22 protein-coding genes, 2 tRNA genes and 3 pseudogenes are annotated in these 22,322 nt (G+C 58.3%); 16 read left to right on the forward strand and 11 right to left on the reverse strand.

The genetic code is table 11. The annotated features are described in order from the left end of the window. Positions 1-256 precede the first annotated feature (256 nt). Positions 257-478: pseudogene (locus tag ACYZTL_RS14015) on the reverse strand (MFS transporter small subunit); the annotation flags it as partial. A gap of 280 nt (positions 479-758) precedes the next feature. Here ACYZTL_RS14015 and ACYZTL_RS14020 point away from each other — a divergent pair. The 5 genes from ACYZTL_RS14020 to ACYZTL_RS14040 all read left to right on the forward strand — a co-directional run bounded on the left by ACYZTL_RS14020 (position 759) and on the right by ACYZTL_RS14040 (position 4,977). After that, positions 759-1,163: an acetyl-CoA sensor PanZ family protein gene (locus ACYZTL_RS14020; RefSeq protein WP_461952288.1), complete on the forward strand. Its 405-nt coding sequence runs from the start codon at positions 759-761 to the stop codon at positions 1,161-1,163. A gap of 76 nt (positions 1,164-1,239) precedes the next feature. Next, complete coding sequence (locus ACYZTL_RS14025) at positions 1,240-3,465, forward strand: AsmA family protein (protein ID WP_461952289.1); 2,226 nt, start codon at positions 1,240-1,242, stop codon at positions 3,463-3,465. Further along, complete coding sequence (gene mutY / locus ACYZTL_RS14030) at positions 3,462-4,529, forward strand: A/G-specific adenine glycosylase (RefSeq protein WP_461952290.1); 1,068 nt, start codon at positions 3,462-3,464, stop codon at positions 4,527-4,529. The genes ACYZTL_RS14025 and mutY overlap by 4 nt, the downstream gene beginning before the upstream one ends. Further along, complete coding sequence (locus ACYZTL_RS14035) at positions 4,526-4,798, forward strand: oxidative damage protection protein (protein WP_288115271.1); 273 nt, start codon at positions 4,526-4,528, stop codon at positions 4,796-4,798. The genes mutY and ACYZTL_RS14035 overlap by 4 nt, the downstream gene beginning before the upstream one ends. A 103-nt stretch (positions 4,799-4,901) precedes the next feature. Next, a tRNA-Phe gene (locus ACYZTL_RS14040) sits at positions 4,902-4,977 on the forward strand. A 109-nt stretch (positions 4,978-5,086) separates the two neighbouring features. Here the strand turns inward: ACYZTL_RS14040 and ACYZTL_RS14045 are convergent. Then, the gene (locus ACYZTL_RS14045) at positions 5,087-5,536 is read right to left on the reverse strand and encodes a carboxypeptidase regulatory-like domain-containing protein (RefSeq protein ID WP_461952291.1); all 450 of its coding nucleotides are present in this window, start codon (positions 5,534-5,536) and stop codon (positions 5,087-5,089) included. 310 nt (positions 5,537-5,846) lie between these two features. Here ACYZTL_RS14045 and ACYZTL_RS14050 point away from each other — a divergent pair, with 310 nt between their 5' ends. The 3 genes and pseudogenes from ACYZTL_RS14050 to ACYZTL_RS14060 all read left to right on the forward strand — a co-directional run. After that, positions 5,847-6,821 carry an alpha/beta hydrolase family protein gene (locus tag ACYZTL_RS14050; RefSeq protein ID WP_461952292.1) on the forward strand — a complete coding sequence of 325 codons (975 nt, stop codon included), beginning with the start codon at positions 5,847-5,849 and terminating at the stop codon, positions 6,819-6,821. Positions 6,822-6,841: 20 nt separating this feature from the next. Continuing rightward, a complete protein-coding gene (locus ACYZTL_RS14055; protein ID WP_461952293.1) occupies positions 6,842-7,258 on the forward strand; it encodes a hypothetical protein in 417 nt (138 codons plus the stop codon). Positions 7,259-7,264: 6 nt separating this feature from the next. Further along, positions 7,265-7,699, forward strand: a pseudogene (locus tag ACYZTL_RS14060) (hypothetical protein); the annotation flags it as partial. 165 nt (positions 7,700-7,864) lie between these two features. Here the strand turns inward: ACYZTL_RS14060 and gabP are convergent. Then, positions 7,865-9,256: a GABA permease gene (gene gabP, locus ACYZTL_RS14065; RefSeq protein ID WP_461952294.1), complete on the reverse strand. Its 1,392-nt coding sequence runs from the start codon at positions 9,254-9,256 to the stop codon at positions 7,865-7,867. Positions 9,257-9,808: 552 nt separating this feature from the next. On the opposite strand from gabP, the gene ACYZTL_RS14070 reads away from it, so the two are divergent. The 8 genes from ACYZTL_RS14070 (at position 9,809) to ACYZTL_RS14105 (ending at position 16,760) form a co-directional block, all read left to right on the forward strand. Further along, entirely contained in the window at positions 9,809-10,582 is a 774-nt protein-coding gene (locus ACYZTL_RS14070) for an ABC transporter ATP-binding protein (RefSeq protein ID WP_007897462.1), read from the forward strand. A 13-nt stretch (positions 10,583-10,595) separates the two neighbouring features. Beyond that, positions 10,596-11,342, forward strand: coding sequence for an ABC transporter substrate-binding protein (locus ACYZTL_RS14075; RefSeq protein WP_461952295.1), 747 nt, complete (start codon positions 10,596-10,598; stop codon positions 11,340-11,342). Positions 11,343-11,420: 78 nt separating this feature from the next. Next, positions 11,421-12,116 (forward strand): ABC transporter permease, encoded by a 696-nt coding sequence (locus ACYZTL_RS14080; RefSeq protein ID WP_461952296.1) that lies wholly within the window; start codon positions 11,421-11,423, stop codon positions 12,114-12,116. Beyond that, positions 12,113-12,802: an ABC transporter permease gene (locus ACYZTL_RS14085; RefSeq protein WP_461952297.1), complete on the forward strand. Its 690-nt coding sequence runs from the start codon at positions 12,113-12,115 to the stop codon at positions 12,800-12,802. Before ACYZTL_RS14080 ends, ACYZTL_RS14085 begins: the two co-directional genes overlap by 4 nt. Next, positions 12,783-14,015 (forward strand): methyltransferase, encoded by a 1,233-nt coding sequence (locus ACYZTL_RS14090; RefSeq protein ID WP_461952298.1) that lies wholly within the window; start codon positions 12,783-12,785, stop codon positions 14,013-14,015. Before ACYZTL_RS14085 ends, ACYZTL_RS14090 begins: the two co-directional genes overlap by 20 nt. Before the next feature lie 298 nt (positions 14,016-14,313). After that, positions 14,314-15,564 carry a nucleoside deaminase gene (locus ACYZTL_RS14095; RefSeq protein WP_461952299.1) on the forward strand — a complete coding sequence of 417 codons (1,251 nt, stop codon included), beginning with the start codon at positions 14,314-14,316 and terminating at the stop codon, positions 15,562-15,564. 119 nt (positions 15,565-15,683) lie between these two features. Further along, positions 15,684-15,759, forward strand: a tRNA-Thr gene (locus ACYZTL_RS14100). A gap of 638 nt (positions 15,760-16,397) precedes the next feature. Next, positions 16,398-16,760 (forward strand): DUF6124 family protein, encoded by a 363-nt coding sequence (locus ACYZTL_RS14105; RefSeq protein WP_461952300.1) that lies wholly within the window; start codon positions 16,398-16,400, stop codon positions 16,758-16,760. Positions 16,761-16,870: 110 nt separating this feature from the next. Here the strand turns inward: ACYZTL_RS14105 and ACYZTL_RS14110 are convergent, their stop codons facing one another. The 8 genes and pseudogenes from ACYZTL_RS14110 to aguB form a co-directional block, all read right to left on the reverse strand. Further along, entirely contained in the window at positions 16,871-17,581 is a 711-nt protein-coding gene (locus ACYZTL_RS14110) for an SDR family NAD(P)-dependent oxidoreductase (protein WP_461952301.1), read from the reverse strand. A gap of 42 nt (positions 17,582-17,623) precedes the next feature. Further along, complete coding sequence (locus ACYZTL_RS14115) at positions 17,624-18,280, reverse strand: DsbA family oxidoreductase (protein ID WP_461952302.1); 657 nt, start codon at positions 18,278-18,280, stop codon at positions 17,624-17,626. Next, a complete protein-coding gene (locus tag ACYZTL_RS14120; RefSeq protein ID WP_461952303.1) occupies positions 18,277-18,498 on the reverse strand; it encodes a tautomerase family protein in 222 nt (73 codons plus the stop codon). The genes ACYZTL_RS14115 and ACYZTL_RS14120 overlap by 4 nt, the downstream gene beginning before the upstream one ends. A gap of 350 nt (positions 18,499-18,848) precedes the next feature. Then, a complete protein-coding gene (locus ACYZTL_RS14125) occupies positions 18,849-19,133 on the reverse strand; it encodes a helix-turn-helix domain-containing protein (RefSeq protein WP_461952304.1) in 285 nt (94 codons plus the stop codon). After that, positions 19,123-19,323, reverse strand: a pseudogene (locus ACYZTL_RS14130) (transcriptional regulator); the annotation flags it as partial. The gene ACYZTL_RS14125 and the pseudogene ACYZTL_RS14130, both read right to left, overlap by 11 nt. A 296-nt stretch (positions 19,324-19,619) precedes the next feature. Further along, complete coding sequence (locus ACYZTL_RS14135; RefSeq protein ID WP_084318254.1) at positions 19,620-19,832, reverse strand: hypothetical protein; 213 nt, start codon at positions 19,830-19,832, stop codon at positions 19,620-19,622. A 247-nt stretch (positions 19,833-20,079) separates the two neighbouring features. After that, positions 20,080-21,186 carry an agmatine deiminase gene (gene aguA, locus ACYZTL_RS14140; protein ID WP_461952305.1) on the reverse strand — a complete coding sequence of 369 codons (1,107 nt, stop codon included), beginning with the start codon at positions 21,184-21,186 and terminating at the stop codon, positions 20,080-20,082. 4 nt (positions 21,187-21,190) lie between these two features. Further along, a complete protein-coding gene (gene aguB / locus ACYZTL_RS14145; protein ID WP_461952306.1) occupies positions 21,191-22,069 on the reverse strand; it encodes an N-carbamoylputrescine amidase in 879 nt (292 codons plus the stop codon). Positions 22,070-22,322: the final 253 nt, after the last annotated feature.

Below are 22,322 nucleotides of genomic sequence, written 5' to 3' on the forward strand. Positions count from 1 at the left end.
CCATTATAGGGGCGCGGGCGGGAAACAGAAACACGGGAGGTGATATGACTGACGGAGTGAAACCCGTGGCGTCGAGGATAGACATGTCCATACAAGCCATTTGGATGGAGCACAAAACAAATGTGGGAGCGGGCTTGCTCGCGAAGAGGGTGGGTCAGCTACATAAATGCTGCCTGATACACCGCCTTCGCGAGCAAGCCCGCTCCCACAGGGTTTGGTATTAGCCTGAAGATGTAAGGCCAGACCCATCAACTTCTTAGTGGAAGAGCACTGCAGTCTTCTGCAGAGTCACCCAAACACCCCACGCCAACGGAATCCCCACCACCAGCCAGATCCCGCCGAGCATCGAAATCGGCCAGTCGCATTGAGACGAGAAAACTTGCGAGATGAAGCTCATCTCCGGCGCGCAGGCCACTGCTTTGGTCACGCCCAGAGCTTTGGACAGCGGCAGCCAGAACACCGAGAAGCCGTAAGCCATGCAGCCACTTCCCACCCCATCCTTATGCGCACGCATGACTGTTTTTTTGAGGTGGAGCTTCATTTTGATAGGACATCACGTCGCAGAAGGACGGACGAACGGGCAGAGGTTACCATTTGCAGGTGACAGAAAAACCAAACTGATATCACCCTTTCCCTGTCAACCGATCTGTCCAAGCGTAGGAGCTGCCGAAGGCTGCGATCTTTTGATCTTTATTGAGGTGTCAGAAGATCAAAAGATCGTAGCCTTCGGCAGCTCCTCAAAGCTCAAGGAAATTGCCATGCCCATCATCGTCGAGCTGCTGAACGAAGCCACCTATCAGGATCAGCAGGATCTGCAAAAAATCTACCGCGACGCGCCGGACTGGCTGTTCGCCCCGTTTGCCGGTGATGTGCAGTTGATCGAAGACTGTCTGCGGGAAGGTTCGCTGATCGGCGGGCGTTTCAACGATCGCCTGTTGGGCGCCGCACGCCTGCAACGGCACCAGGACGTCTGGCATTTGTCCCAACTATGTGTGCGAAAAATCACCCGACGTCGCGGGGTTGCTGAACGGCTGGTGAACGAAGCCCAGGCAATGGCGTCGCAATCGGGCGCGACATTACGCCTGCTGGCGCCTGCCGGGCACCTTGAAGCACAAGCACTGGCGGCCAAACTGAAAGTGCCGCTGGATATATTGTCGGGCTGATCGCTGACCGGTCGTCCACTTCGGAGCGCTATACTCCCCGGCAAATTCGAATTCGACTAACTACAAGGACTCGCCCATGAAAGCGTTCGGCAAAATCCTGGGTCTGGTACTTCTAGGGCTGTTGCTGATCATTGTGGCGCTGGGCTTTGCCCTGACCCACCTCTTCGATCCCAACGACTATAAAGACGAGATCCGCCAGATTGCCCGCGACAAGGCCCACATCGAGCTGACGCTCAATGGCGACATTGGCTGGAGCCTGTTCCCGTGGCTGGGCCTGGAATTGCACGAAGCCAGCGTCGCGACCCTGGCCAAGCCCACCGAGCCGTTCGCCGACTTGCAGATGCTGGGTCTGTCGGTGCGTGTGCTGCCGCTGCTGCGCCGCGAAGTACAGATGAGCGACGTGCGTGTCGAAGGCCTGAACCTGCGCCTGAACCGCGACAAGGACGGCCACGGCAACTGGGAAGACATCGGCAAGGTGCCGGCGGCTGCCAACTCGACCGCACCTGCCGTCACGCCTGGCGAACCTGCGCCGGAAACCACCGTTCAGGTGGAAAAACCGGCGCAGCCGGTCCGCCTGGACATCGACAGCCTGACCGTCAACAACGCCCGCGTTGAATACAGCGACGAGAAGACCGGCAAGCATTTCAGCGCAGAAAGCATCCAGCTGAGCACCGGGCCGGTCCACGATTCAACCAACATCCCGGTCAAACTTACCGCGTTCCTCGGCACCAATCAGCCGGTTCTGCGGGTGCGCACCGAGCTCAATGGCGAGCTGCGTTTCGAACGCGCATTGCAACGCTACAAGTTCGAAGACCTGAAACTGTCCGGCGAAGTCGCCGGCGATCCGCTGCAAGGCAAGACCGTGACCTTCGCCGCCCAAGGCCAGTTGCTGCTGGATAAAGCAGCGAACGTCGCCGAATGGACCGGCATCAAGATCTCTGCCAACCAATTGCGCGCACTGGGTGAGCTGAAGGTCAACGACCTCGACAAGACGCCCCAAATCAACGGCGGCATTTCGATTGCCCAGTTCGACCTGGCGAAGTTCGTCGACAGCATCGGCCAGAAACTCCCGGCCATGGCCGAAGGCAGCCTGAGCAAAGTCGAACTGGTCAGCCGCGTTGCCGGTACGCCGACCAGCGTAGTGTTCGACAGCATCAACCTGAAAGTCGACGACAGCACCTTCAGCGGCCGCATCGCCGTCGAGGACTTCGCCAAGCAATCGCTGCGGGCGGTCCTCAAGGCTGACACTTTCGATGTCGACCGTTACCTGCCGCCAAAATCCGCTGAAGCCAACAGCGCGAAACAAGTACGTCAGGCTGAAGTGGCCAGCACCGAAGCCGATGCCATGGCCGGCGCGGGTAGCACGCCGCTGCCGGACAAACCCACAAAAGGCGCGTGGAGCAGCGAGCGCCTGTTGCCGGTGGAACGTCTGAGCAAACTGGATGTGGACGCTGACCTGACTTTTGGCCAGTTGACCCTCGACAAACTGCCGATCCAGAACGCGGCACTCAAGGCCAATGGCAAGGAAGGTCTGCTGACGCTTGAGAGCCTGCGCGGCAACCTGTACGACGGCACCTTCGAATCCAAGGGCACCCTCGACGTGCGTCAACAGACACCGGCGCTGAACATGCAGACGCGCATCAGCAAAGTGCCTGTGGAAAAAATCCTCGAAAGCCAGGGTAAAAATCCGCCGGTCAAAGGCCTGGTCACGCTCGACAGCAACCTGACCGGCAATGGCAACAGCGAGAAAGCGCTGATCGAAACGCTCAACGGTAATGCCAGTTTCATCATCAACAACGGCGTGTTGCTCAATGCCAACCTCGAACAGCAACTGTGCAAAGGCATCGCCACGCTCAACCGCAAAACCCTCAGCGGCGAGCCGCGGGGCAAGGACACACCGTTCCAGGAACTCAAGGGCAACCTGACTTTCCGCAATGGCGTAGCCAGCAACCCGGACCTGAAAGTTCGTATTCCGGGCATGACCGTTAATGGTGACGGCGACGTCGATCTGCGTGTGTTGGGCATGGATTACCGCGTCGGCATCCTCGTCGAAGGCGATACGAGTGCCATGCCGGATCCGGCCTGTCAGGTCGGTGACAAGTTCGTCGGCATCGAGTGGCCGCTGCGCTGCCGCGGCCCGCTGGAACTCGGCGCCAAGGCTTGCCGCCTCGACAACGAACGCATGGGCCAGGTCGCCACCAAGCTGGCCGGCGACAAGATCAGCGAAAAGATCGACGAGAAGCTTGGCGACAAGGTCAGCCCCGAACTGAAAAACGCATTGAAGGGGCTGTTCAAGCAATGAGAGCCGAGCAGTTTTCATCGGCGGTACTGGATTGGTACGACCACCACGGCCGCCACGATTTGCCTTGGCAACAAGGCATCACACCGTATCGGGTGTGGGTCTCGGAAATCATGTTGCAGCAGACCCAGGTCAGCACCGTGCTGAATTACTTCGACCGCTTCATGGCCTCGTTGCCGACAGTCGAAGCGTTGGCCGCTGCGCCGGAAGACGAAGTGCTGCACCTTTGGACCGGCCTCGGCTACTACACCCGCGCGCGCAATCTGCAGAAGACCGCGAAGATCGTCGTCGCCGAGTACGGTGGCGAATTTCCGCGGGATGTGGAAAAGCTGGTTGAGCTGCCGGGGATCGGCCTGTCCACCGCTGGCGCCATCGCCAGCCTTAGCATGGGCCTGCGAGCGCCGATCCTCGATGGCAACGTCAAACGCGTCCTGGCGCGCTTTACGGCTCAGGAGGGTTATCCGGGTGAACCGAAGGTCGCCAAACAGCTGTGGGCCAACGCAGAGCGCTTCACGCCGCATGATCGGGTCAACGCCTACACCCAGGCGATGATGGACCTGGGCGCCACGCTCTGCACCCGCAGCAAACCGAGCTGCCTGCTCTGCCCGCTGGAAAAGGGTTGCGAAGCGCACATGCTCGGCCTGGAAACCCGCTACCCGATTCCCAAACCGCGCAAAGCCGTGCCACAGAAGCGCACGCTGATGCCGATGCTCGCCAACGGCGAAGGCGCGATTCTGCTTTACCGTCGCCCTTCCACGGGCTTGTGGGGCGGTCTGTGGAGCCTGCCGGAACTCGACGACCTCGACGATCTGCAACATCTGGCCTCGCAGCACTCGCTGGAACTGGGCAGCCAACAAGCGCTGCCGAGCCTGGTGCACACCTTCAGCCATTTTCAGTTATCCATCGAACCCTGGCTGGTTCAGGTCCAGGAGGCCGGCCATCACGTGGCCGAGGCCGACTGGCTCTGGTATAACCTCGCCACCCCGCCGCGCCTGGGCCTTGCCGCCCCGGTCAAAACCTTGCTCGAACGCGCGGCCGCCGTATTGAACGCAGGAGAGTCGTCATGACCCGCACCATCATGTGCCGCAAGTACAAAGAAGAACTGCCCGCCCTGGAGCGCGCTCCATTCCCGGGCGCCAAAGGTCAGGACATTTTTGACCACGTCTCGGCCAAGGCCTGGACTGACTGGCAGAAACACCAGACCCTGCTGATCAACGAAAAACGCCTGAACATGATGAACGCCGAAGACCGCAAATACCTTCAGGGCGAGATGGACAAGTACTTCTCCGGCGAGGAATACGCCAAGGCTGACGGCTACGTTCCGCCGGCTGAGTAATCCCGCATTTTCGAGGGTCGGAACGTAAGCGACGGTAATAATTAAATATTTTTTGAAAACTTGCTTGACGACCCCCTGAAAAACCAGTTTAATGCGCCCCGTTGCCCAGATAGCTCAGTCGGTAGAGCAGGGGATTGAAAATCCCCGTGTCGGCGGTTCGATTCCGTCTCTGGGCACCAAATACCGAAAACCCTGAATCGCAAGATTCAGGGTTTTTTTATGCCTGGGATTTGATGAACTCGGCTTTCATCACCAGGCGCGCGATGCTTTTGCCTCTTTCATTCGCCACTATTCGGCGCTGTTCCAATGAAAGACCAGATTGCGAGCCGCACCGCTTCCCACATCAGCCGTGTCACGTCGTTCCTCGCCATTGCGCGTTGCGACAACGGTGTACTTGCCGGGAGGCAATTGAACGTACACCAGCGGGCCAGCCTCACTCAGGGTGAGCACGGTTTGCCCTTGGGCCTTCTGAATGGCCACCTCTACATCGGGAACGTATTTATTTTCCGGCCCTATGGCGAAGGTCATGTGCAAGTTGTAGCCCGTGGTCTGCTGGATAGCCTTCGCCTCATCCTCGCCGACACCACCGGAAAGATAGCTAATCCCGTTTTGCTCTTGCCGCTGAACTTGCACGCCTGAACTGTCGATTGGCTCCAGACTGGCCGCCTGCAACATCACGGGAAACATCAACAGCCCCACGGCAGCGAGCGACAGAATGAAAGCATGGACGTGTTTCATGATGGGCACTCCCGGGTTCCGCAGAACCCATTCGTTACCTTATTTTTGATTTCCCTGGGTGAAGCCGGTTTTAGATTGATTCGATCTTGGGCTCACTGCGAAATGGACTACGCGATGAACATATGTGACGCACTGCGTCACGAATCGGCGAGCAGCTCTATCCACCTTCAATGTGGAACGCAGCGGGTTCCAGATTAAATAATTTCGAGACAACCCAATCAGCTCTGAGTCCAGCACTGCATTCAGAACGTTGCACGAGCTTCCCTTTGAAGTTCATTCTTGGTCTCGTCATCTTTAGGGCTCCGCCCCCATGAACCTACAAAGCGTACCGTCAGCGCCCGAGACAGGCTCATCTGCCACGCCACTGCAAGGCACCCCGTTCAGGGAGCCCGCCGCAGACGGCTTCAGCCTCGGCGGTTTCACTTGGCGGCACGCCTCTCCGGACATCGCGCGCCCGGTCGTCATCATCAACGCCGCCACCTCAGTCCGTTGCCGCCACTACTCGCGCTTCGCCGACTACCTGTTCGCCAACGGCTTCAACGTCATCACCTATGACTACCGCGGCATCGGCGAGTCGCGCCCCGAATCGCTGAAAAAATTCGAGGCGTCATGGTCCGACTGGGGCGCGATGGACTTCGAAGCGATGCTCAAGCGCGCTCAGCGTGAATTCCCCGGTCACCCCATCGATGTCGTCGGCCACAGCTTTGGAGGCTGTGCGGCGGGCCTGGGAGCTTCAGGGCATCTGATCCGGCGCCTGGTGACCGTCGGTGCGCAATTCGCTTACTGGCGCGACTATGCGCCTGCTCACCGCTGGCGGATGTTTGGCAAATGGCATGTGGTGATGCCGCTGATCACGATGATCTGCGGATTTTTCCCCGGAAAGCGCCTTGGCTGGCTGGAAGACACACCCGCCGGTGTAGTCCGCGACTGGAGCACGCCCACCGCCCGGTACGAAACGCGCCCCAGCGGTCGCATTGGCATTGCAAAAACCGGCTCGCTACCCTTCGCAACGATGACAGCCAAAACCCTGGCCATCAGCATCACCGACGATCCTTACGGCACCATCCCGGCCATCGAACGCCTGCTGGGCTACTTCAGCGGCGGCACGAAAACTCACCTGCGAATCGCCCCCGAAGACATCGGCGAAGCAGAAGTCGGACATTTCGCCTTTTTTCGTAGCGCATACCAAGCCACACTATGGCCCATTGCATTGTCCTGGCTGCAAAACGGCGAATTGGCCCCCGATACCCCCGGGCGGACAGTACCGCGCAGCGAGTCCTTTTAACGCACGACGGATCAAAACCCATGGCCTCTGCCAACAAGCAGCAAAAACGCGCCACCCGCGCCAAAACCAAGGCCAAGCAGAACCGCACCCAACGGGCTGCCGCGCCGGTCGAGCTGGATCCGAACGATGATCGCATCGACTTTGAATCGGTTGACCTCACCGAACTGTTCAAAGAAATGATCGACGCCGAAAAGATCAGCCAACAAGCCATGTGCGCAGCCTTTCTTGAACACCCGCTGCTCGCGCTGGTGCTGGAGCAGGAAGGCGAAGAAACAGCCACAGACTTCATCATTGCCGCGCTGATCGAGTATCGCCAATGGTCCACCGAAGTCGACGAAGCCGGCGCCCTGGCCTGGATCGAATCCCCGGCCTTCCAGGTTGATTACGTGGCGGCTTCCGAAGCTATCGCAGCCCAAAACCAACAGAAACCGAACTGAGTTCCCATGGCATCCCTGAACAAGCAACAGAAACGCGCCAAACGCGCCAAGATCAAAGCCAGACAGATCAACATCCACGGCAGGAAACCCGCCGCGCAGGACGATGACCTGGGCGACATCGGCGAGCCGATCCCGGAATACACCTTGGCGATGTTCAGCAAGATGCGCGACGCGGAAGCTGTCGGCCGCAGTGAAATGCTCTCCGTGCTGCTGACGAACCTCGCCTTTATCATCATTGACCATCCAGAACTGCTGGACATGGAAAACGCCGACGACGAAGGCATGGCCGCCACTCACCTGGCCGCCGACATGTTGATCGACTACCGCATGTGGGCCGACGGCATGGATCGCGACACCGCCCAGGCATGGCTGACCGACCCGCAATTCATCACCGACTTCGGCAATGCGCTGGACAGCTATCGTCAGTCGCCGGATACGCAAATCGATGACGACAACGTCAGCGCCGACTTCATGACCGACCGAGAGCAGCCCACCGATCAGCAACGAGAAACGTTCTGACGACCACGAAAACAAAAACGGCCGCTTGTCATCACTGACAGCGGCCATTTTTTTACTTCAACAACGCGTTGGCTTGAGCCAGAAGACTCAGCGCGCGACTGCCGCGACTACCTTCTCGTTGCGACGACGGCGGGCAACCAGCAAGCCGGCAGCAACCACCAGAGCGCTGAGCAAACCGGTCGCGAGGATTTCCACGCGGTGGGCGTCCTGGAACAGCATGATGGTCAGGGCCGCGACGATGAATACGATCACCGCGTAGGTCAGGCCCGGGAACAACCACATGCTGAAGGCAATTTTTTCACCGCGGGCCACGCGCTGTTTGCGCATGCGCAGTTGCGAGATCGCGATCACCAAGTACACCAGCAACGCGATGGCGCCGGAGCTGGCCAGCAAGAATTCGAACACCGCAGTCGGAGCCACATAGTTGGCGAATGTTGCCAGGAACGCTGCGCCCGTGGACAACATTACCGCCCAGTATGGCGTGCCGCTCTTGTTGGTGCGCGTGGACACGGCCGGCGCATCACCGCGTTTGCCCAGGGAGAACATCATGCGCGACGAGGTGTACAGCGCCGAGTTCAGGCAGCTGGTCACGGCAACCAGTACCACGATGTCGACGATCATCTTGGCGTTCGGGATGCCCATGCGTTCAAGCACGGTCTGGTAGGAGCCGACGCTGGCCAGTACCGGGTCGTTCCATGGCACCAGGGCCACGACGATGAAGATCGAAACGAGGTAGAACAAACCGATCCGCCAGATCACCGAGTTGGTGGCCTTGGAGATTTGCTTGCCAGGGTTTTTCGATTCCGCGGCCGCGATGGTCACGATCTCGGTGCCCATGAAGGAAAACATGGTGGTCAGGATGGCACCCAACACGGCGCCCATGCCGTTTGGCAGGAAGCCCTGAGTGTCGAACAGGTGCGAAACGCCGCTGACCTGGCTGTTCGGCAGGAAACCGAAAATTGCCAGAAGGCCAAGGCCGATGAACCCGATGATCGCCACAACCTTGAGCAGAGCGAACCAGAACTCGAACTCGCCGTAGTTCTTCACGCTGAACAGGTTAGTGACGGTCAGCAGCATCGTGATGACCAGGGCGAAAGCCCAGATGTCCACGCCAGGGAACCAGGCGTGCAGAATGGTGGCAGCAGCGTTGGCTTCCAACGGGATTACCAACACCCAGAACCACCAGTACAACCAGCCGATGGTAAAACCGGCCCAGTGACCGATCGCACGATCGGCGTATGTCGAGAAGGAGCCGGTGTCCGGCGAGGCCACCGCCATTTCACCCAGCATGCGCATCACCAACACCACCAGCATACCGGCGGCGGCGTAGGCCAACAGCACGGCCGGGCCTGCTGAAGCGATAGCGTGACCCGAGCCAACGAACAGGCCGGCGCCGATAACCCCGGCGATCGACAGCATGGTCACATGACGCGGTTTGAGCCCCTGTTCGAGGCCGTTAGAGCTTTGGGTATTGCTCATTGAAACTACCTTTGTAAGGAAAAGCGAATGCGTGCATCCCGCCGTGAATTCTCTTCTGTAAAAAGAAACCAACGGGGCGTTCCGGAATCTGCACGCAATAAGTGCGCCAAAATGTTTCAAAACCCTCTAGTCCGGCGATCTCGACCTGACCGGACAGTCATCGCAAGTCATTGAAAGCAATGGCACTTTGCCAGAGCGTTACCCTGCGACTCACTTAAGGAACGAATCTACGCACCGGAAACACACCTCAAAAACGCTCAATGCACAATAACGGTGCGCACAAGGAACGTTTGGCCGGTTAGCGCTTCCAACACCCCGTCAAAGCTGGCAACATCGCGCCCTTTTTTACGGGACAGCCGCACCAAACTGGTTCAAACGGCTGTTCGGTTGATAGCAGCGCGACAGTCTGCTGTACCAATGCGACAACCTGCCACATGCCACCCGTTTACCGCCCGTAGCGCTGTTGGCTGCCATTCAGACGCTATGCTAGGTTGGCCGCCTCGCCAGGAAGGCCCGCCAATAGCAGGAGCGCAACATATATGAGGAACGCACATGGCTGAGGCCACGCCCGCGCTTGAAATCCGCAACTTGCACAAACGCTACGGACAGCTTGAGGTGCTCAAAGGCATCTCGCTGACCGCCCGCGACGGCGATGTGATCTCGATCCTGGGTTCCTCCGGTTCCGGCAAGTCCACGTTCCTGCGTTGCATCAACCTGCTGGAAAACCCGCATCAAGGCCAGATACTGGTGGCCGGCGAAGAACTCAAACTCAAAGCCGCCAAGAACGGCGAACTGGTCGCGGCCGACGGCAAACAGATCAACCGCCTGCGCAGCGAGATTGGTTTTGTGTTTCAAAACTTTAATCTGTGGCCGCACATGAGCGTGCTCGACAACATCATCGAAGCCCCGCGCCGCGTGCTCGGCCAGAGCAAGGCCGAAGCCATCGAAGTCGCCGAAGCCCTGCTGGCCAAGGTCGGCATCGCCGACAAGCGTCATGCGTACCCCGCGCAACTGTCCGGCGGTCAGCAACAACGCGCGGCCATCGCCCGCACGCTGGCGATGCAGCCCAAGGTGATCCTGTTCGACGAACCGACTTCCGCGCTTGACCCGGAAATGGTCCAGGAAGTACTTAATGTCATCCGCGCCTTGGCCGAAGAAGGCCGCACCATGCTGCTGGTCACCCACGAAATGGGTTTCGCCCGTCAGGTGTCCAGCGAAGTGGTGTTCCTCCACCAGGGGCTGGTAGAAGAGCAAGGATCGCCACAGCAGGTATTCGAAAACCCGCTTTCGGCGCGCTGCAAACAATTCATGTCCAGCAACCGCTAACGGAGCTACCCGCATGCAGAACTACAAAAAGGTCTTCCTGGCAGCCGCCGTCACCCTGGCCTTCAGCGCCGGCGCCATGGCCGAAACCCTGAAGATGGGCATCGAAGCGGCCTACCCGCCGTTCAACAACAAAGATGCCAGTGGCAATGTCGTCGGCTTCGACAAGGAAATCGGCGACGCCCTGTGCGCCAAGATGAAAGTCGAATGCACCGTAGTCACCTCCGACTGGGACGGCATCATCCCGGCCCTGAACGCCAAGAAGTTCGACTTCCTGATCTCCTCGATGTCGATCACCGACGAGCGCAAGCAAGCCGTCGACTTCACCGACCCGTACTACTCAAACAAGCTGCAGTTCATCGCCAAGAAAGACGTCGACTTCAAGACCGACAAGGATGCGCTGCAAGGCAAAGTGATCGGCGCCCAACGCGCGACACTGGCCGGCACCTGGCTTGAAGACAACATGCCTGACGTCAAAACCAGCCTCTATGACACCCAGGAAAACGCCTACCTCGACCTGACTGCCGGTCGCCTGGACGGCATCCTGGCGGACAAGTACGTCAACTACGAGTGGCTGAAAAGCGACGCCGGCAAATCTTACGAATTCAAAGGCGACCCGGTGGAAGAAAGCGACAAGATCGGTATCGCTGTGCGTAAAGGCGACCCGATCCGCGAGAAGCTGAACGTCGCGCTGAAAGAAATCGTCGCTGACGGCACTTATAAAAAGATCAACGACAAGTACTTCCCGTTCAGCATCTATTGATTCTGACCTGCCTGACTGGCGCCGTTCGCTGACGGCGCCAGTCTTTGGCGTTGCCTGCCGCGATTTGAAAAGAAATCCATGAATATCGACCTCTACGGATTCGGCCCGGCGCTCGCCGCTGGCGCGCTGATGACTGTGAAACTGGCACTCTCGGCCCTGTGTCTCGGGCTGGTGCTCGGATTGCTCGGCGCCTTGGCCAAGACTTCCCCGTACAAGCCGTTGCAATGGCTTGGCGGCACGTATTCGACATTGGTTCGCGGCATCCCGGAATTGCTCTGGGTGCTGTTGATCTACTTCGGCACGGTCAACCTGATGCGTGCCCTCGGCGAGTTTTTTGGCAATCCCGACCTCGAACTCAATGCCTTCGCCGCTGGCGTGATCGCGCTGGGCCTGTGCTTTGGCGCCTACGCCACGGAAGTGTTTCGGGGTGCGATCCTCGCCATTCCCAAAGGTCACCGTGAAGCGGGCGTGGCGTTGGGCTTGTCGAAATTGCGCATCTTCACCCGACTGATCATGCCGCAGATGTGGCGCATCGCCCTGCCCGGTCTGGGCAACCTGTTCATGATCCTGATGAAAGACACCGCGCTAGTGTCGGTGATTGGCCTGGAAGAAATCATGCGTCACGCGCAAATCGGCGTGACTGTGTCCAAGCAGCCATTCACCTTCTATATGGTCGCCGCGTTCATGTACCTGGGTCTGACGGTTCTTGCCATGACCGGCATGCACTTCATGGAAAAACGCGCCGCTCGCGGCTTCGCGAGGAGCACCCAATGAACTGGGAAATCATCATCAAGTGGCTACCGAAACTGGCGCAGGGCGCAACACTGACCCTGGAGCTGGTGGCCATCGCCGTGATTGCCGGTCTGTTGCTGGCAATTCCGCTGGGCATCGCTCGCTCATCACGCCTGTGGTGGGTTCGGGCATTCCCCTACGGCTACATCTTCTTTTTCCGTGGCACGCCGTTGCTGGTTCAGCTGTTTTTGGTCTACTACGGCCTGGCGCAGTTCGACGCGGTCCGTAACAGCTCGATGTGGCCGTACTTGCGCGATCCGTTCTGGTGCGCCACCGCCACCATGACTTTGCACACCGCGGCCTATATCGCCGAGATCCTGCGTGGCGCGATTCAGGCGATTCCACCGGGCGAGATCGAAGCGGCGCGCGCCTTGGGCATGTCCCGGCCGAAAGCGCTGTTCTACATTATCCTGCCGCGAGCGGCGCGCATCGGTCTGCCGGCGTACAGCAACGAAGTGATCCTGATGCTCAAGGCCAGCGCGCTGGCCAGTACCGTGACCCTGCTGGAACTGACCGGCATGGCCCGCACCATCATTGCCCGGACTTATCTGCCGGTGGAGATCTTCTTCGCCGCGGGCATGTTCTATCTGCTGATGGCTTATGTGCTGGTACGCGGCTTCAAGCTGCTGGAACGCTGGTTGCGCGTCGATGCCTGCCAAGGGCGTTGATTCTTCCCACGTGCTGACGGGCGAGGACTTACTCGCCCGTTTCATGGCGCTGGATGCTTTTCTGATCGAGCATCAGGCGCTTTGGAAGCCTCGACCGTTTACTCATCTGCGGCTTCCTTGGGAAGCGTCCTACCCGGAGTTGGCTGCATGGCTACGCGGGCGGTCGCTGGAGGACGCGGAAAACAGTCATAACCAACCTTGTCTGCTGGATGCGCCGGAGCCGTTTGCTTCGTTGGCGGCGTTATCCCTCGACTTGGGATCTGTGGGCGAGCTACCCGCTCATGCGCTGGAGACGGCTGGGCATCGCTTGGATGTCGATGTGCCGGGGCGCAAGTGGCAGCAGATCGAGGAGTTTGCCAGTCGGTTGTCGTTTGCCGTGCCTCCGAAACATTGGCTGGATTGGTGTTCTGGCAAGGGTCACCTGGGGCGACGGTTGCTGCAAACCGGTCAGCAGCTCACGTGTATTGAATACGATCCGGCACTGGTCCTCAGCGGTCAGGCGCTCAGCCAACGTCATCAACTGCATGCGCTGCATGTCGAGCAGGACGTGCTGGCGTCTGGCGTCGTCTCTTTGTTGAACGCCGATCACACGCCTGTCGCGCTGCACGCCTGTGGCGATCTGCATGTGCGACTGATCCAGCTCGCCAGCGCCGCAGGGTGCGAACAAATGGCTGTGGCGCCGTGTTGCTATAACCGGATCAGTCTTCCTGCGTACCAGCCAGTTTCCTCTATCGGTATGCGCTCCGACCTACAACTATCACTCGATGATCTCTCACTCCCGATGAGCGAAACCGTCACCGCCGGCGCCCGCGTCCGACGTCAGCGCGACACCTCCATGGCCCGGCGCCTGGCGTTCGACATGCTGCAACGGCAACTGCGCGGCGTTGATGAATACCTGCCCACGCCTTCCCTGCCCAGCGCCTGGCTGGACAGGTCCTTCGCCGACTACTGCCATCATTTGGCCGCACTTAAAGAGTTATCCACAATCGGGTCGCAAGACTGGTCAGCCATCGAAGCCGCCGGTTGGCAGCGACTGGCTGAAGTGCGCAACCTGGAGCTGCTGCGCGGACTTTTCCGACGCCCGCTAGAGCTTTGGCTGGTACTTGATCGAGCACTTTTCCTGGCCGAGCAGGGTTATACCGTCCGCCTCGGCACTTTCTGTGAAGCCCCACTCACGCCACGTAATTTCCTGCTGCTGGCGGAACGCGCCTAAACCGCCGCAGCCTGTGGATAACTCTGTTGATGAAATATCGTGGATCCAATATCCATGCCTGTTTCAGGGCTGAAACTAAACTGTTCAATTTTCGTACACCCAAATAAAAAACCGGAAAAACAGGCATTTGCGAGAAAGTGAGAATGGATCCACATTTTCGATTTTAATCACGTGCGTCGGACTCCCCGTTGTGCATAAGCGTTAAGCCAAAAGAACATAAACGGCCTGGGAATCCTCAACTATCTTTGCCAAGCGTCAGAATTCTCTGACGTGAGGGACAGCAAGGAGCTGGGAAAACATGAGCACATTGAACAGTGCACAGGAAGCCGTCGATACCGTCGCCAACGAAGCCATTTACGCTGCGTTGCAGCAAACCTTCGCGGTGGGCGGCGCCATCATCAACAACGCAACGGGCGAGATCATCGCCGCATTGCACAACAACGTGCTGATGCCTTTCCCTGGCAGCGGCACGACCTACTTTCTACCCCATGACCCGACCGCCCACGGTGAGCGACAACTGGTGGACTGGTACTACGAAAACGTCGCGCCACTGAACCTGCCACCGCCCAGCCAACTGACCGTCGTCACCACGCTCGACCCGTGCGCCATGTGCGCCGGTTCGCTGCTGACCGCAGGATTCAACGTCGCCGTCAGTGCGATCGACGACTACGCAGGCATCAACTACAACAGCCAGTTCACCTTTCCGTCGCTGCCGCCGAAAATCCGCCAGCAGGCGCAGGATACGTGGGGTTATTACGCGATTGCAGCGCCGGTCAGCCGCGCCTATCAGGGTTCGAACAGTCCGGTGTTCGGTGGACAAACCATCGATTCGGCGGCGTACTTCCTCTGCAGCTCGATCTTCTCCGCCAGCGTCAACACCGTGCGCGAGGCCAGCAACAACAGCGGCCTACCACCGGATCAACTACAAAACCCGGCCACCCTGCCGGCCAACAGCAAAGTGCGCCAGGCACTGACGGCGCTCAGCCCGTTTGCGCTGACCGTGCAATCGGCGAACCCGCGCGATCCCGGCGCAGAGCTCGCCCCGCCGCTGTTGAAAACTGCACAACCCAACCCAAACACCTCGGTATTCAACTCAGTGGCGCTCATTGACCCGTTCGGCAACCTGCTGGTTTGCCTGGGCGGCGCTGAGAGCCAGTCGCCGATTCGTACAGCGTTCATGGAAACCACACGCAGCTACGCCGTCATGCGCTGGACCCTGATGAACGACCCCGATCCGGCGGTTCGCGCCCAGGCCGAGCAATACCTGACACATCCGAAGTACGGCACCTTCGTCTTCCTCTACGCCCCGGACCCAACAACGCCGCAGGCCGTGATGACCTTCGGTGCCTACGGTTCAACCATGGAAGGCCCCGTACCGCAGAGCTATCCGTCCAACCTGCAATACGTATTGCTGCCGGGAAATACCACCGCACAAACCCTGTCGGAACTGGCCCAGAACCTGCCGCCGTTCTATACGCAAAGCGTGCAAGTAGCGCCTGCGCAGGTGCTGAGTCAGGACCTGATCAACGCGGTTAAAAACGGCGTGTAATGCTTCTCTGGCCAGCTCCGCAGAAGCGTCTGCGGGGCTGGTCTGACGGCTGCGTAAAAATAGTCTGAATTCAGGGGTTTACAGAAGCTATCCAATCGCTATAATCGTCGCCCTAACACGCCGGTATAGCTCAGTTGGTAGAGCAACTGACTTGTAATCAGTAGGTCCCGGGTTCGACTCCTGGTGCCGGCACCATACAAAACAAAGCCCTCGTAGAAATACGAGGGCTTTGTTGTTTCTGGGTTTTGAAAAGAGCACGCGTCGCTGCGTCCACACACTGTCCACACTTCATTTTCTGATCGCGCGACCAATCTGGACAATCCCTTACCTGACGGTACTGTTTGCGTCATTCCGAATAACGCGTCTGCGCAGCTAAGCGAAACCCCGAACATCCGACCGACAAACCTAAATATCGTCGGAAACTTCCTCGTTGTTCGGTAGAAATGCTCCCTTGAAAGTCTTGTATGTCGGATGTATGGCTTGCTAGCGATGCTTGTTTAAAAGCGTTACGCGTCACTTCCTGAAAGCTACAAAACCTTGCGGCATTGCCTACGGGTACCCCAGAATCCGCCGGCTTGTGCGGCTAATGCCTGGACTCTATCGTTGACCTGCCACTGCTCATCAGTGGTCGGGCTTAGCGGCTCGCGGTATTTCGTTTGCACGTGCATCCATCCCATAGGTGTTCTCCAGACCTGCGGTTCGATGGTGGCTGTACGCAGGGCGCCTTCGGGCGCACCGGCTTTGCGAAGTTCCCCGGTCCGCTAACCTGCGTGCAGCTGCCACCCTTTTCTCTTAGCGGTGGAAAGGGTTGGCACCCAATGTGGAACTTTGATATGCCTAAAATAACTCCTAATCCCCCGGGCGCAGACAACAACACATCCGCCCACGAAAACCCCGAAACAAAAAAGCCCGACTACATCCACCACAACGGGGATGAATACGGCGCCTCCATCGCCGACATCAAAGCCACCCCGCGCACGCCTTCCACGAGGTTCATCGTCAACCCTGAACTCGATGTTCAAGAACTGCTGGGTTTTTCAAGCGAGGCGCTGGCATCTGCCTGCGTGATGATCATGGATCATGCAGACCGAGAGACGGGGACAAGTCGCAACACCCTGCTAGGTTTCCACCTGATAATGTCCTCGATAGAAATCTCGGTGAACCGTGCACTAGACCGCCTCGACCCAATTGAGTAGAACGCGGCACAGAACAGAACCACAGAACGGCGTCGGATTCATGTTCGACTATTCAAGACAAAGCCCTCGCACGAGGGCTTTGTTGTTTCCGCAGTTTGGAAAAACCGGTCTTAGTGACCCGCGCTCTGCCCACCATCCACATGCAGGATTTCGCCAGTAACAAAGTTCGCGCTATCCAGATACACAACCGCCTGCGCAATGTCGCTGATCTCGCCCATATGCCCAACCGGGTGCAGAGCGCCCAGTGCTGCGTGAGTTTCCTCGCCATGCATCGGCGTCTTGATGATCCCAGGCGAAACCGCATTCACCCGAATCCCACGCTTGGCGTACTCGATAGCCAGCGATTTAGTCGCCGCGTTCAAACCACCTTTAGTCAACGAAGCCAGTACCGAAGGCACACCGTCGATAGCGTGATCTACCAAACTGGTGGTGATGTTGACGACGTGGCCGCTGCCTTGTTTTTCCATCTCGGCGATCGCGAGTTGGGTGATGTAGAAGAAGCCGTTCAGGTTCACCGACAGCACATTGGCGTAGTCTTCAGCGGTGTAGGCGGTAAACGGTTTGGCGACGAAGATCCCGGCGTTGTTGACCAGGGTGTCGATGCGGCCGAAACGTGTGATGGCTTCACGGATGACTTGCTGAGCGACCTCCGGGTTGCCGATGTCGCCCGCCACGGTGAGGATGTCCGGGTCGGTGGACGGTTTGATCGAACGCGAAGTGGCGACGACTTTGTAATCCAGATCACGGAATGCTTTAACCATGCCTGCGCCGAGACCTTGAGAGGCGCCAGTGATAACGATGACTTTTTTCGAATTGCTCATGATGAACCTCGACTAATAAATGATGGTTTAAAAAGTAAGTAATCAGGCTTCGGCAGGAGCCTTCGCCATTTGCCTCAACATCTCTTCGTAGTACTCGACAGACTGCGAACCGGACACCAGGTGACGACCGTTGAGGATCATGGCCGGGACTGAGTTGATGCCGCGCTGTTGGTAAAACGCCTCAAGTTCACGCACTTCCTCGGCGAACGCTGCGGACGCCAACACTTCTTGAGCCGCTGCCGCATCCAGCCCTGCTTCGGCCGCGAGTCGAACCAGCGTCTCGCGATCACTCGGGTTCTGGCCGTCAGTGAAGTAACCGCGTAGCAGGATCTTCTTCAGTGCGACCTGCCGCCCTTCTTGCAACGCCCATAACAGCAACCGGTGAGCATCAAACGTGTTGTAGAAGTGGCTGCGCTTTTCCAGATCGAAGGTGAAACCGATGGCCTCGCCGCGAGCGATCTGCATCGCCTTACCGGCGGCGACGTCTTCGGCGGTGCGACCGTATTTGCGCATCAAGTGCTCGACGGCTTTCTCGCCTTCCGGCGGCATGTTCGGGTTCAACTCAAACGGCTTGTAGGTCAGCTCGACAGAAACTTCACCCGCCACGTTCTCTATCGCCTGCTCCAGTGCCGTCGCGCCCAAGGCGCACCACGGGCAGACCACGTCGGAGATGAAATCGATGGAAACCGACGGCGTCACGACTTGCCCTTCTCTTCAGCCAGTCGCTTGCGGTACTGGGTGGTGGTGATGCCGGCGTAGCCCCAGTTATCGGTGTCGACTTCTTCGATCACGATGTGGGTCAGGTGCGGGTCCTTTTTGAGGACGCGTTGCAGGGTTTCAGTGATTTCAGCGATCACCTGAGCTTTCTGCTCAGAGGTAACGCCATCGCGGGTGATGCGTACGCTTACGAAAGGCATGAGGAAGATCTCCAGTGACCTGCTCATCGGGATGATGGGTAGGTGTTGGAGCTCAATGTATGAGGTTGGCTGGAGGGGATAAAGGTGGGGGCGGGAACATCATTAGTTACGTGGTGTAATGGGTTTAGCCGGCGTAAAAGCGCTGATGCCCCCTCTGTCGATGACTAATCCGTAGGAATAAAAACCTTCCCTCGAAGGCCTACGTGTCGCAAATTTTCACCTTTTGCGACACGTCTTGAGAACATGTCGCCGCGGACGACATGTTGGAGACACGTGGCTACCGAAAGAGGGTTTTGGCTACACGATCGTGGAATCGCTTTTCGTAGGAGCAAATCGGCGCCTTTCTAATCTCAAACCGCTTGTAAGTCCCGCAAAGCCTCAGGATGTTGACTCGCAACACGCAGCAACGTCTGCGCCGCTCCCGTCGGTTGTCGGCGCCCTTGCTCCCAGTCCTGCAACGTCCGCAAACTGACTCCTATCAGCTTGGCGAACGCACTTTGAGAAATGCCCACTTTGGCACGCGCTTCAGCAGCCGCTGACAGCGGCACCTCCGTCACGCGAGCCGCTTTGCCGGCTTTCATTTGACGCACAGATTCCAGCAAGTCCTGCTGGAATTGCTCCAGTTCATTGACCATTGCTGATTTCCTCCTTCAGTTGCTTGAGGAAGGCTGCGGGTAAATTGTCGAATTTCGCCTTGGTGTAGGCGATCAGCAACCAGATAGAGCCTTCTGAAAGCGTGTTGTAGTAAATGACACGTGTACCACCTCGTTTGCCCATCCCGCTACGGGACCAACGAACCTTACGCAGACCACCGCTGCCAGGAACCTTGCGCGCGGCGCTGAACAACATCAGCGATAAAACCTATTACTCGTCGGCCACCAGCGCGGCGCAGATTCAACCGGGTGAGCCGCGTAGCCTTGTAGTCACCGGGACTTATAGTTTTTAAGGGCAAGATCAAAAGATCGCAGCCTGCGGCAGCTCCTACACCGGCCCCTGTAGGAGCTGCCGCAGGCTGCGATCTTTTGACCCGGACGTCATAACTGGCGCAGCTCTTTCCAATCGCCCATAAAAAAAGCGCCGCCTTCCCGGCAGCGCTTTTATCAATCCGTTGTTGTTCTTCTTTATCCTTCCATCACATCCCACAACGCATCCAGCTCCGCTTCGCTGAATAAACCAGCGGGGTAGCGCTCGATCATCATCCGGCGCGGATCAGGTTCCCTGATCTGACGCGTTCCATTGGACTTCAACCAGTGCGCCAGGATCTGGAGCGATTCGCTGTTTACTGCCAGGGGATGTAGTGCCCGCTCGCTCACTACGTTCATTTCGGCGTTCATTTCCGCGCTCTCTCCTGGTTTCTGAGCGGCTAACTTATCCAAGGTTTATGACAGAACATCGAAGCTCTCCCCCTCCCTGTTTCAAGTCTGGAGAGATACAAGAGCTGTGCCAATATGTCGCGGCGGTCGACCAGCGGATGCAAAAAAGCCCGCGGTCCTGATGGGCTGCGGGCTTTTTGCAAGGTGTCGAAGGAAAACTCTTGTCTGAGAGGGATTTTCCAATCAACTCAGGATGTTACAACGGCACTCACTCCTTGTGCGGCGCAGGCTGCTGTTGGGTAAGGCAGTGGATGTTACCGCCGCCCAGTAACAGTTCCCGGCCCGGCACCATGACGACTTCGTGCTGCGGGAACAGGCTCTGCAAAATCTCTTTGGCGGGAACATCCATCGGGTCGTCGAAGCTCGGCGCGATGATGCCGCCGTTAACGATGAGGAAGTTCACGTAGGAACCGGCCAGACGAACGGTCGGATTTCGTTCCTGAGTTCCGTCTACCGGGTCCACACCGGCGCACTCTTCTTCGGTCGCATACAGCGGCCCCGGAATCGGCATCTTGTGCACCGTGAAAGGGCGACCTTTGGCGTCGGTGCTGCTTTCCAGCACTTTCATTGCCGCCTGGCAGCGCGGGTAGTTCGGGTCTTGCGGGTCATCGGTCCAGGCCAGCAATACTTCACCCGGACGCACATAACAGCAGAAGTTATCCACATGGCCGTCGGTTTCGTCGTTGAACAAACCGTCCGGCAGCCAGATGATTTTATCTACAGCCAGATGGGCGCTGAGCACCGCTTCGATTTCTGCACGGTTCATGTGCGGGTTGCGATTGCGGTTGAGCAGGCATTCTTCGGTGGTGATCAGCGTGCCTTCGCCATCAACGTGAATCGAACCGCCTTCAAGCACGAAGCCCTCGGTGCGATAACGCTGGCTGCGTTCGATCTCGAGGATTTTGCCGCCGACCTGCGAATCACGGTTCCACGGCGAATACAGGCCACCGTCAAAGCCGCCCCACGAGTTGAAATCCCAGTTCACACCGCGGACTTCGCCGCTGTTATTGATGACGAACGTCGGCCCCGTGTCACGGACCCAGGCGTCGTCACTGGACATTTCGACCACACGAATATTCGGCCCATCGAGACGGGCGCGAGCGTTTTCATATTGGCCGGAGGACACGGCCACCGTCACCGGTTCGAAACGTGCGATGGCCTTGGCCACTGCCACGTGTGCGGCTTGCGCCGGTTTGCCACCCAGGCGCCAGTTGTCCGGACGCTCGGGCCAGATCATCCAGGTTTGGGTTTGCGGCGCCCACTCGGCGGGCATGTAGAAGCCGTCGGCGCGCGGGGTGCTGTTTAAAGTGGTCATGCAGTCAGGACTCCAGAGAACCGTCGAGGGTTTTAATCGCATTGTATAGGTTTGGGCGGCGATCACGGAACGAGCCCCATGCGCTGCGAATGTGCTCCAGCTCGTCGAGGTCGAAGCTGTGAACCAGCACGCCTTCTTCGATTTTATCGAGCTCCTGGACTTTCTCGCCGAACTGATTGGCGATGAACGACGAGCCGTAGAAGGTAATGTCGTAGCCGTCCTGCTCTTCATTGCCGATACGGTTGCTGGCGATCAGCGGCATCAGGTTGGCGCCGGCATGGCCCTGTTGTACACGCTGCCAGTGGTCGCGGGACGAAATGGTCTTGTCGTGCGGCTCGCTGCCGATGGCGGTCGGGTAGAACAGGATTTCCGCACCCAGCAACGCCATGCTGCGGGCACACTCAGGGAACCACTGATCCCAGCAGATGCCCACGCCGATTTTCGCGTAACGGGTGTTCCACACTTTGAAGCCGGTGTCGCCCGGGTTGAAGTAGTACTTCTCGTGGTAGCCAGGGCCGTCCGGGATGTGGCTTTTACGATAAATCCCGAGGTTGCTGCCGTCGGCATCGATGATCGCGATGCTGTTGAAACGCGCGCGGCCAGCCAGTTCGTAGAAGCTGATCGGCAGCACCACTTGCAGTTCTTTGGCGACTTTCTGGAAATGCTTGATGGCGACGTTGTCTTCAACCGTCGTGGCCAGTTGCAGGTAATCCGGATTTGGCTTCTGGCAGAAGTACGGCGCCTCGAACAGTTCCTGGATCAGGATGATCTGTGCGCCTTTGGCTGCGGCCTCACGGACCAGCCTTTCAGCTGTTTCGAGGTTGGCTTCAAGGTCCCAGGAACAGGCCATCTGGGTGGCGGCGACGGTAACGATACGGCTCATGAATCATCTCCGGGCAAGTGCTGTGGGTCGAGTTTGGCATCGACCGATGACAGAAAAGGAAGCGCCGGGCGTGATGAGGCACGTCGCGGCAATGGCGACTTTATAGCCGATAAAAATCGGCTTTAAAAGCGATTAATCTTCCTTCCGTCGAAAACAGCAGCACTTAAACCCGATAAGAATCGACTAAAACACATCCCTTGTGGGAGCGGGCTTGCTCGCGAATGCGGTGTGTCAATCAACATAAATGTCGGCT

The organism is Pseudomonas sp. LB3P81, from assembly GCF_054897965.1.

Coding starts and splice junctions, on each gene's coding strand:
- ACYZTL_RS14105 (WP_461952300.1), top strand. CDS start 16,398: ATGCCTAAAATAACTCCTAATCCCCCGGGCGCAGACAACAACACATCC.
- ACYZTL_RS14120 (WP_461952303.1), bottom strand. CDS start 18,498: ATGCCTTTCGTAAGCGTACGCATCACCCGCGATGGCGTTACCTCTGAG.
- ACYZTL_RS14020 (WP_461952288.1), top strand. CDS start 759: ATGCCCATCATCGTCGAGCTGCTGAACGAAGCCACCTATCAGGATCAG.
- ACYZTL_RS14025 (WP_461952289.1), top strand. CDS start 1,240: ATGAAAGCGTTCGGCAAAATCCTGGGTCTGGTACTTCTAGGGCTGTTG.
- ACYZTL_RS14135 (WP_084318254.1), bottom strand. CDS start 19,832: ATGAACGCCGAAATGAACGTAGTGAGCGAGCGGGCACTACATCCCCTG.
- ACYZTL_RS14125 (WP_461952304.1), bottom strand. CDS start 19,133: ATGGTCAATGAACTGGAGCAATTCCAGCAGGACTTGCTGGAATCTGTG.
- ACYZTL_RS14095 (WP_461952299.1), top strand. CDS start 14,314: ATGAGCACATTGAACAGTGCACAGGAAGCCGTCGATACCGTCGCCAAC.
- gabP (WP_461952294.1), bottom strand. CDS start 9,256: ATGAGCAATACCCAAAGCTCTAACGGCCTCGAACAGGGGCTCAAACCG.
- ACYZTL_RS14075 (WP_461952295.1), top strand. CDS start 10,596: ATGCAGAACTACAAAAAGGTCTTCCTGGCAGCCGCCGTCACCCTGGCC.
- ACYZTL_RS14090 (WP_461952298.1), top strand. CDS start 12,783: ATGCCTGCCAAGGGCGTTGATTCTTCCCACGTGCTGACGGGCGAGGAC.
- ACYZTL_RS14050 (WP_461952292.1), top strand. CDS start 5,847: ATGAACCTACAAAGCGTACCGTCAGCGCCCGAGACAGGCTCATCTGCC.
- ACYZTL_RS14080 (WP_461952296.1), top strand. CDS start 11,421: ATGAATATCGACCTCTACGGATTCGGCCCGGCGCTCGCCGCTGGCGCG.
- ACYZTL_RS14085 (WP_461952297.1), top strand. CDS start 12,113: ATGAACTGGGAAATCATCATCAAGTGGCTACCGAAACTGGCGCAGGGC.
- mutY (WP_461952290.1), top strand. CDS start 3,462: ATGAGAGCCGAGCAGTTTTCATCGGCGGTACTGGATTGGTACGACCAC.
- ACYZTL_RS14055 (WP_461952293.1), top strand. CDS start 6,842: ATGGCCTCTGCCAACAAGCAGCAAAAACGCGCCACCCGCGCCAAAACC.
- aguB (WP_461952306.1), bottom strand. CDS start 22,069: ATGAGCCGTATCGTTACCGTCGCCGCCACCCAGATGGCCTGTTCCTGG.
- ACYZTL_RS14035 (WP_288115271.1), top strand. CDS start 4,526: ATGACCCGCACCATCATGTGCCGCAAGTACAAAGAAGAACTGCCCGCC.
- ACYZTL_RS14045 (WP_461952291.1), bottom strand. CDS start 5,536: ATGAAACACGTCCATGCTTTCATTCTGTCGCTCGCTGCCGTGGGGCTG.
- ACYZTL_RS14070 (WP_007897462.1), top strand. CDS start 9,809: ATGGCTGAGGCCACGCCCGCGCTTGAAATCCGCAACTTGCACAAACGC.
- aguA (WP_461952305.1), bottom strand. CDS start 21,186: ATGACCACTTTAAACAGCACCCCGCGCGCCGACGGCTTCTACATGCCC.
- ACYZTL_RS14110 (WP_461952301.1), bottom strand. CDS start 17,581: ATGAGCAATTCGAAAAAAGTCATCGTTATCACTGGCGCCTCTCAAGGT.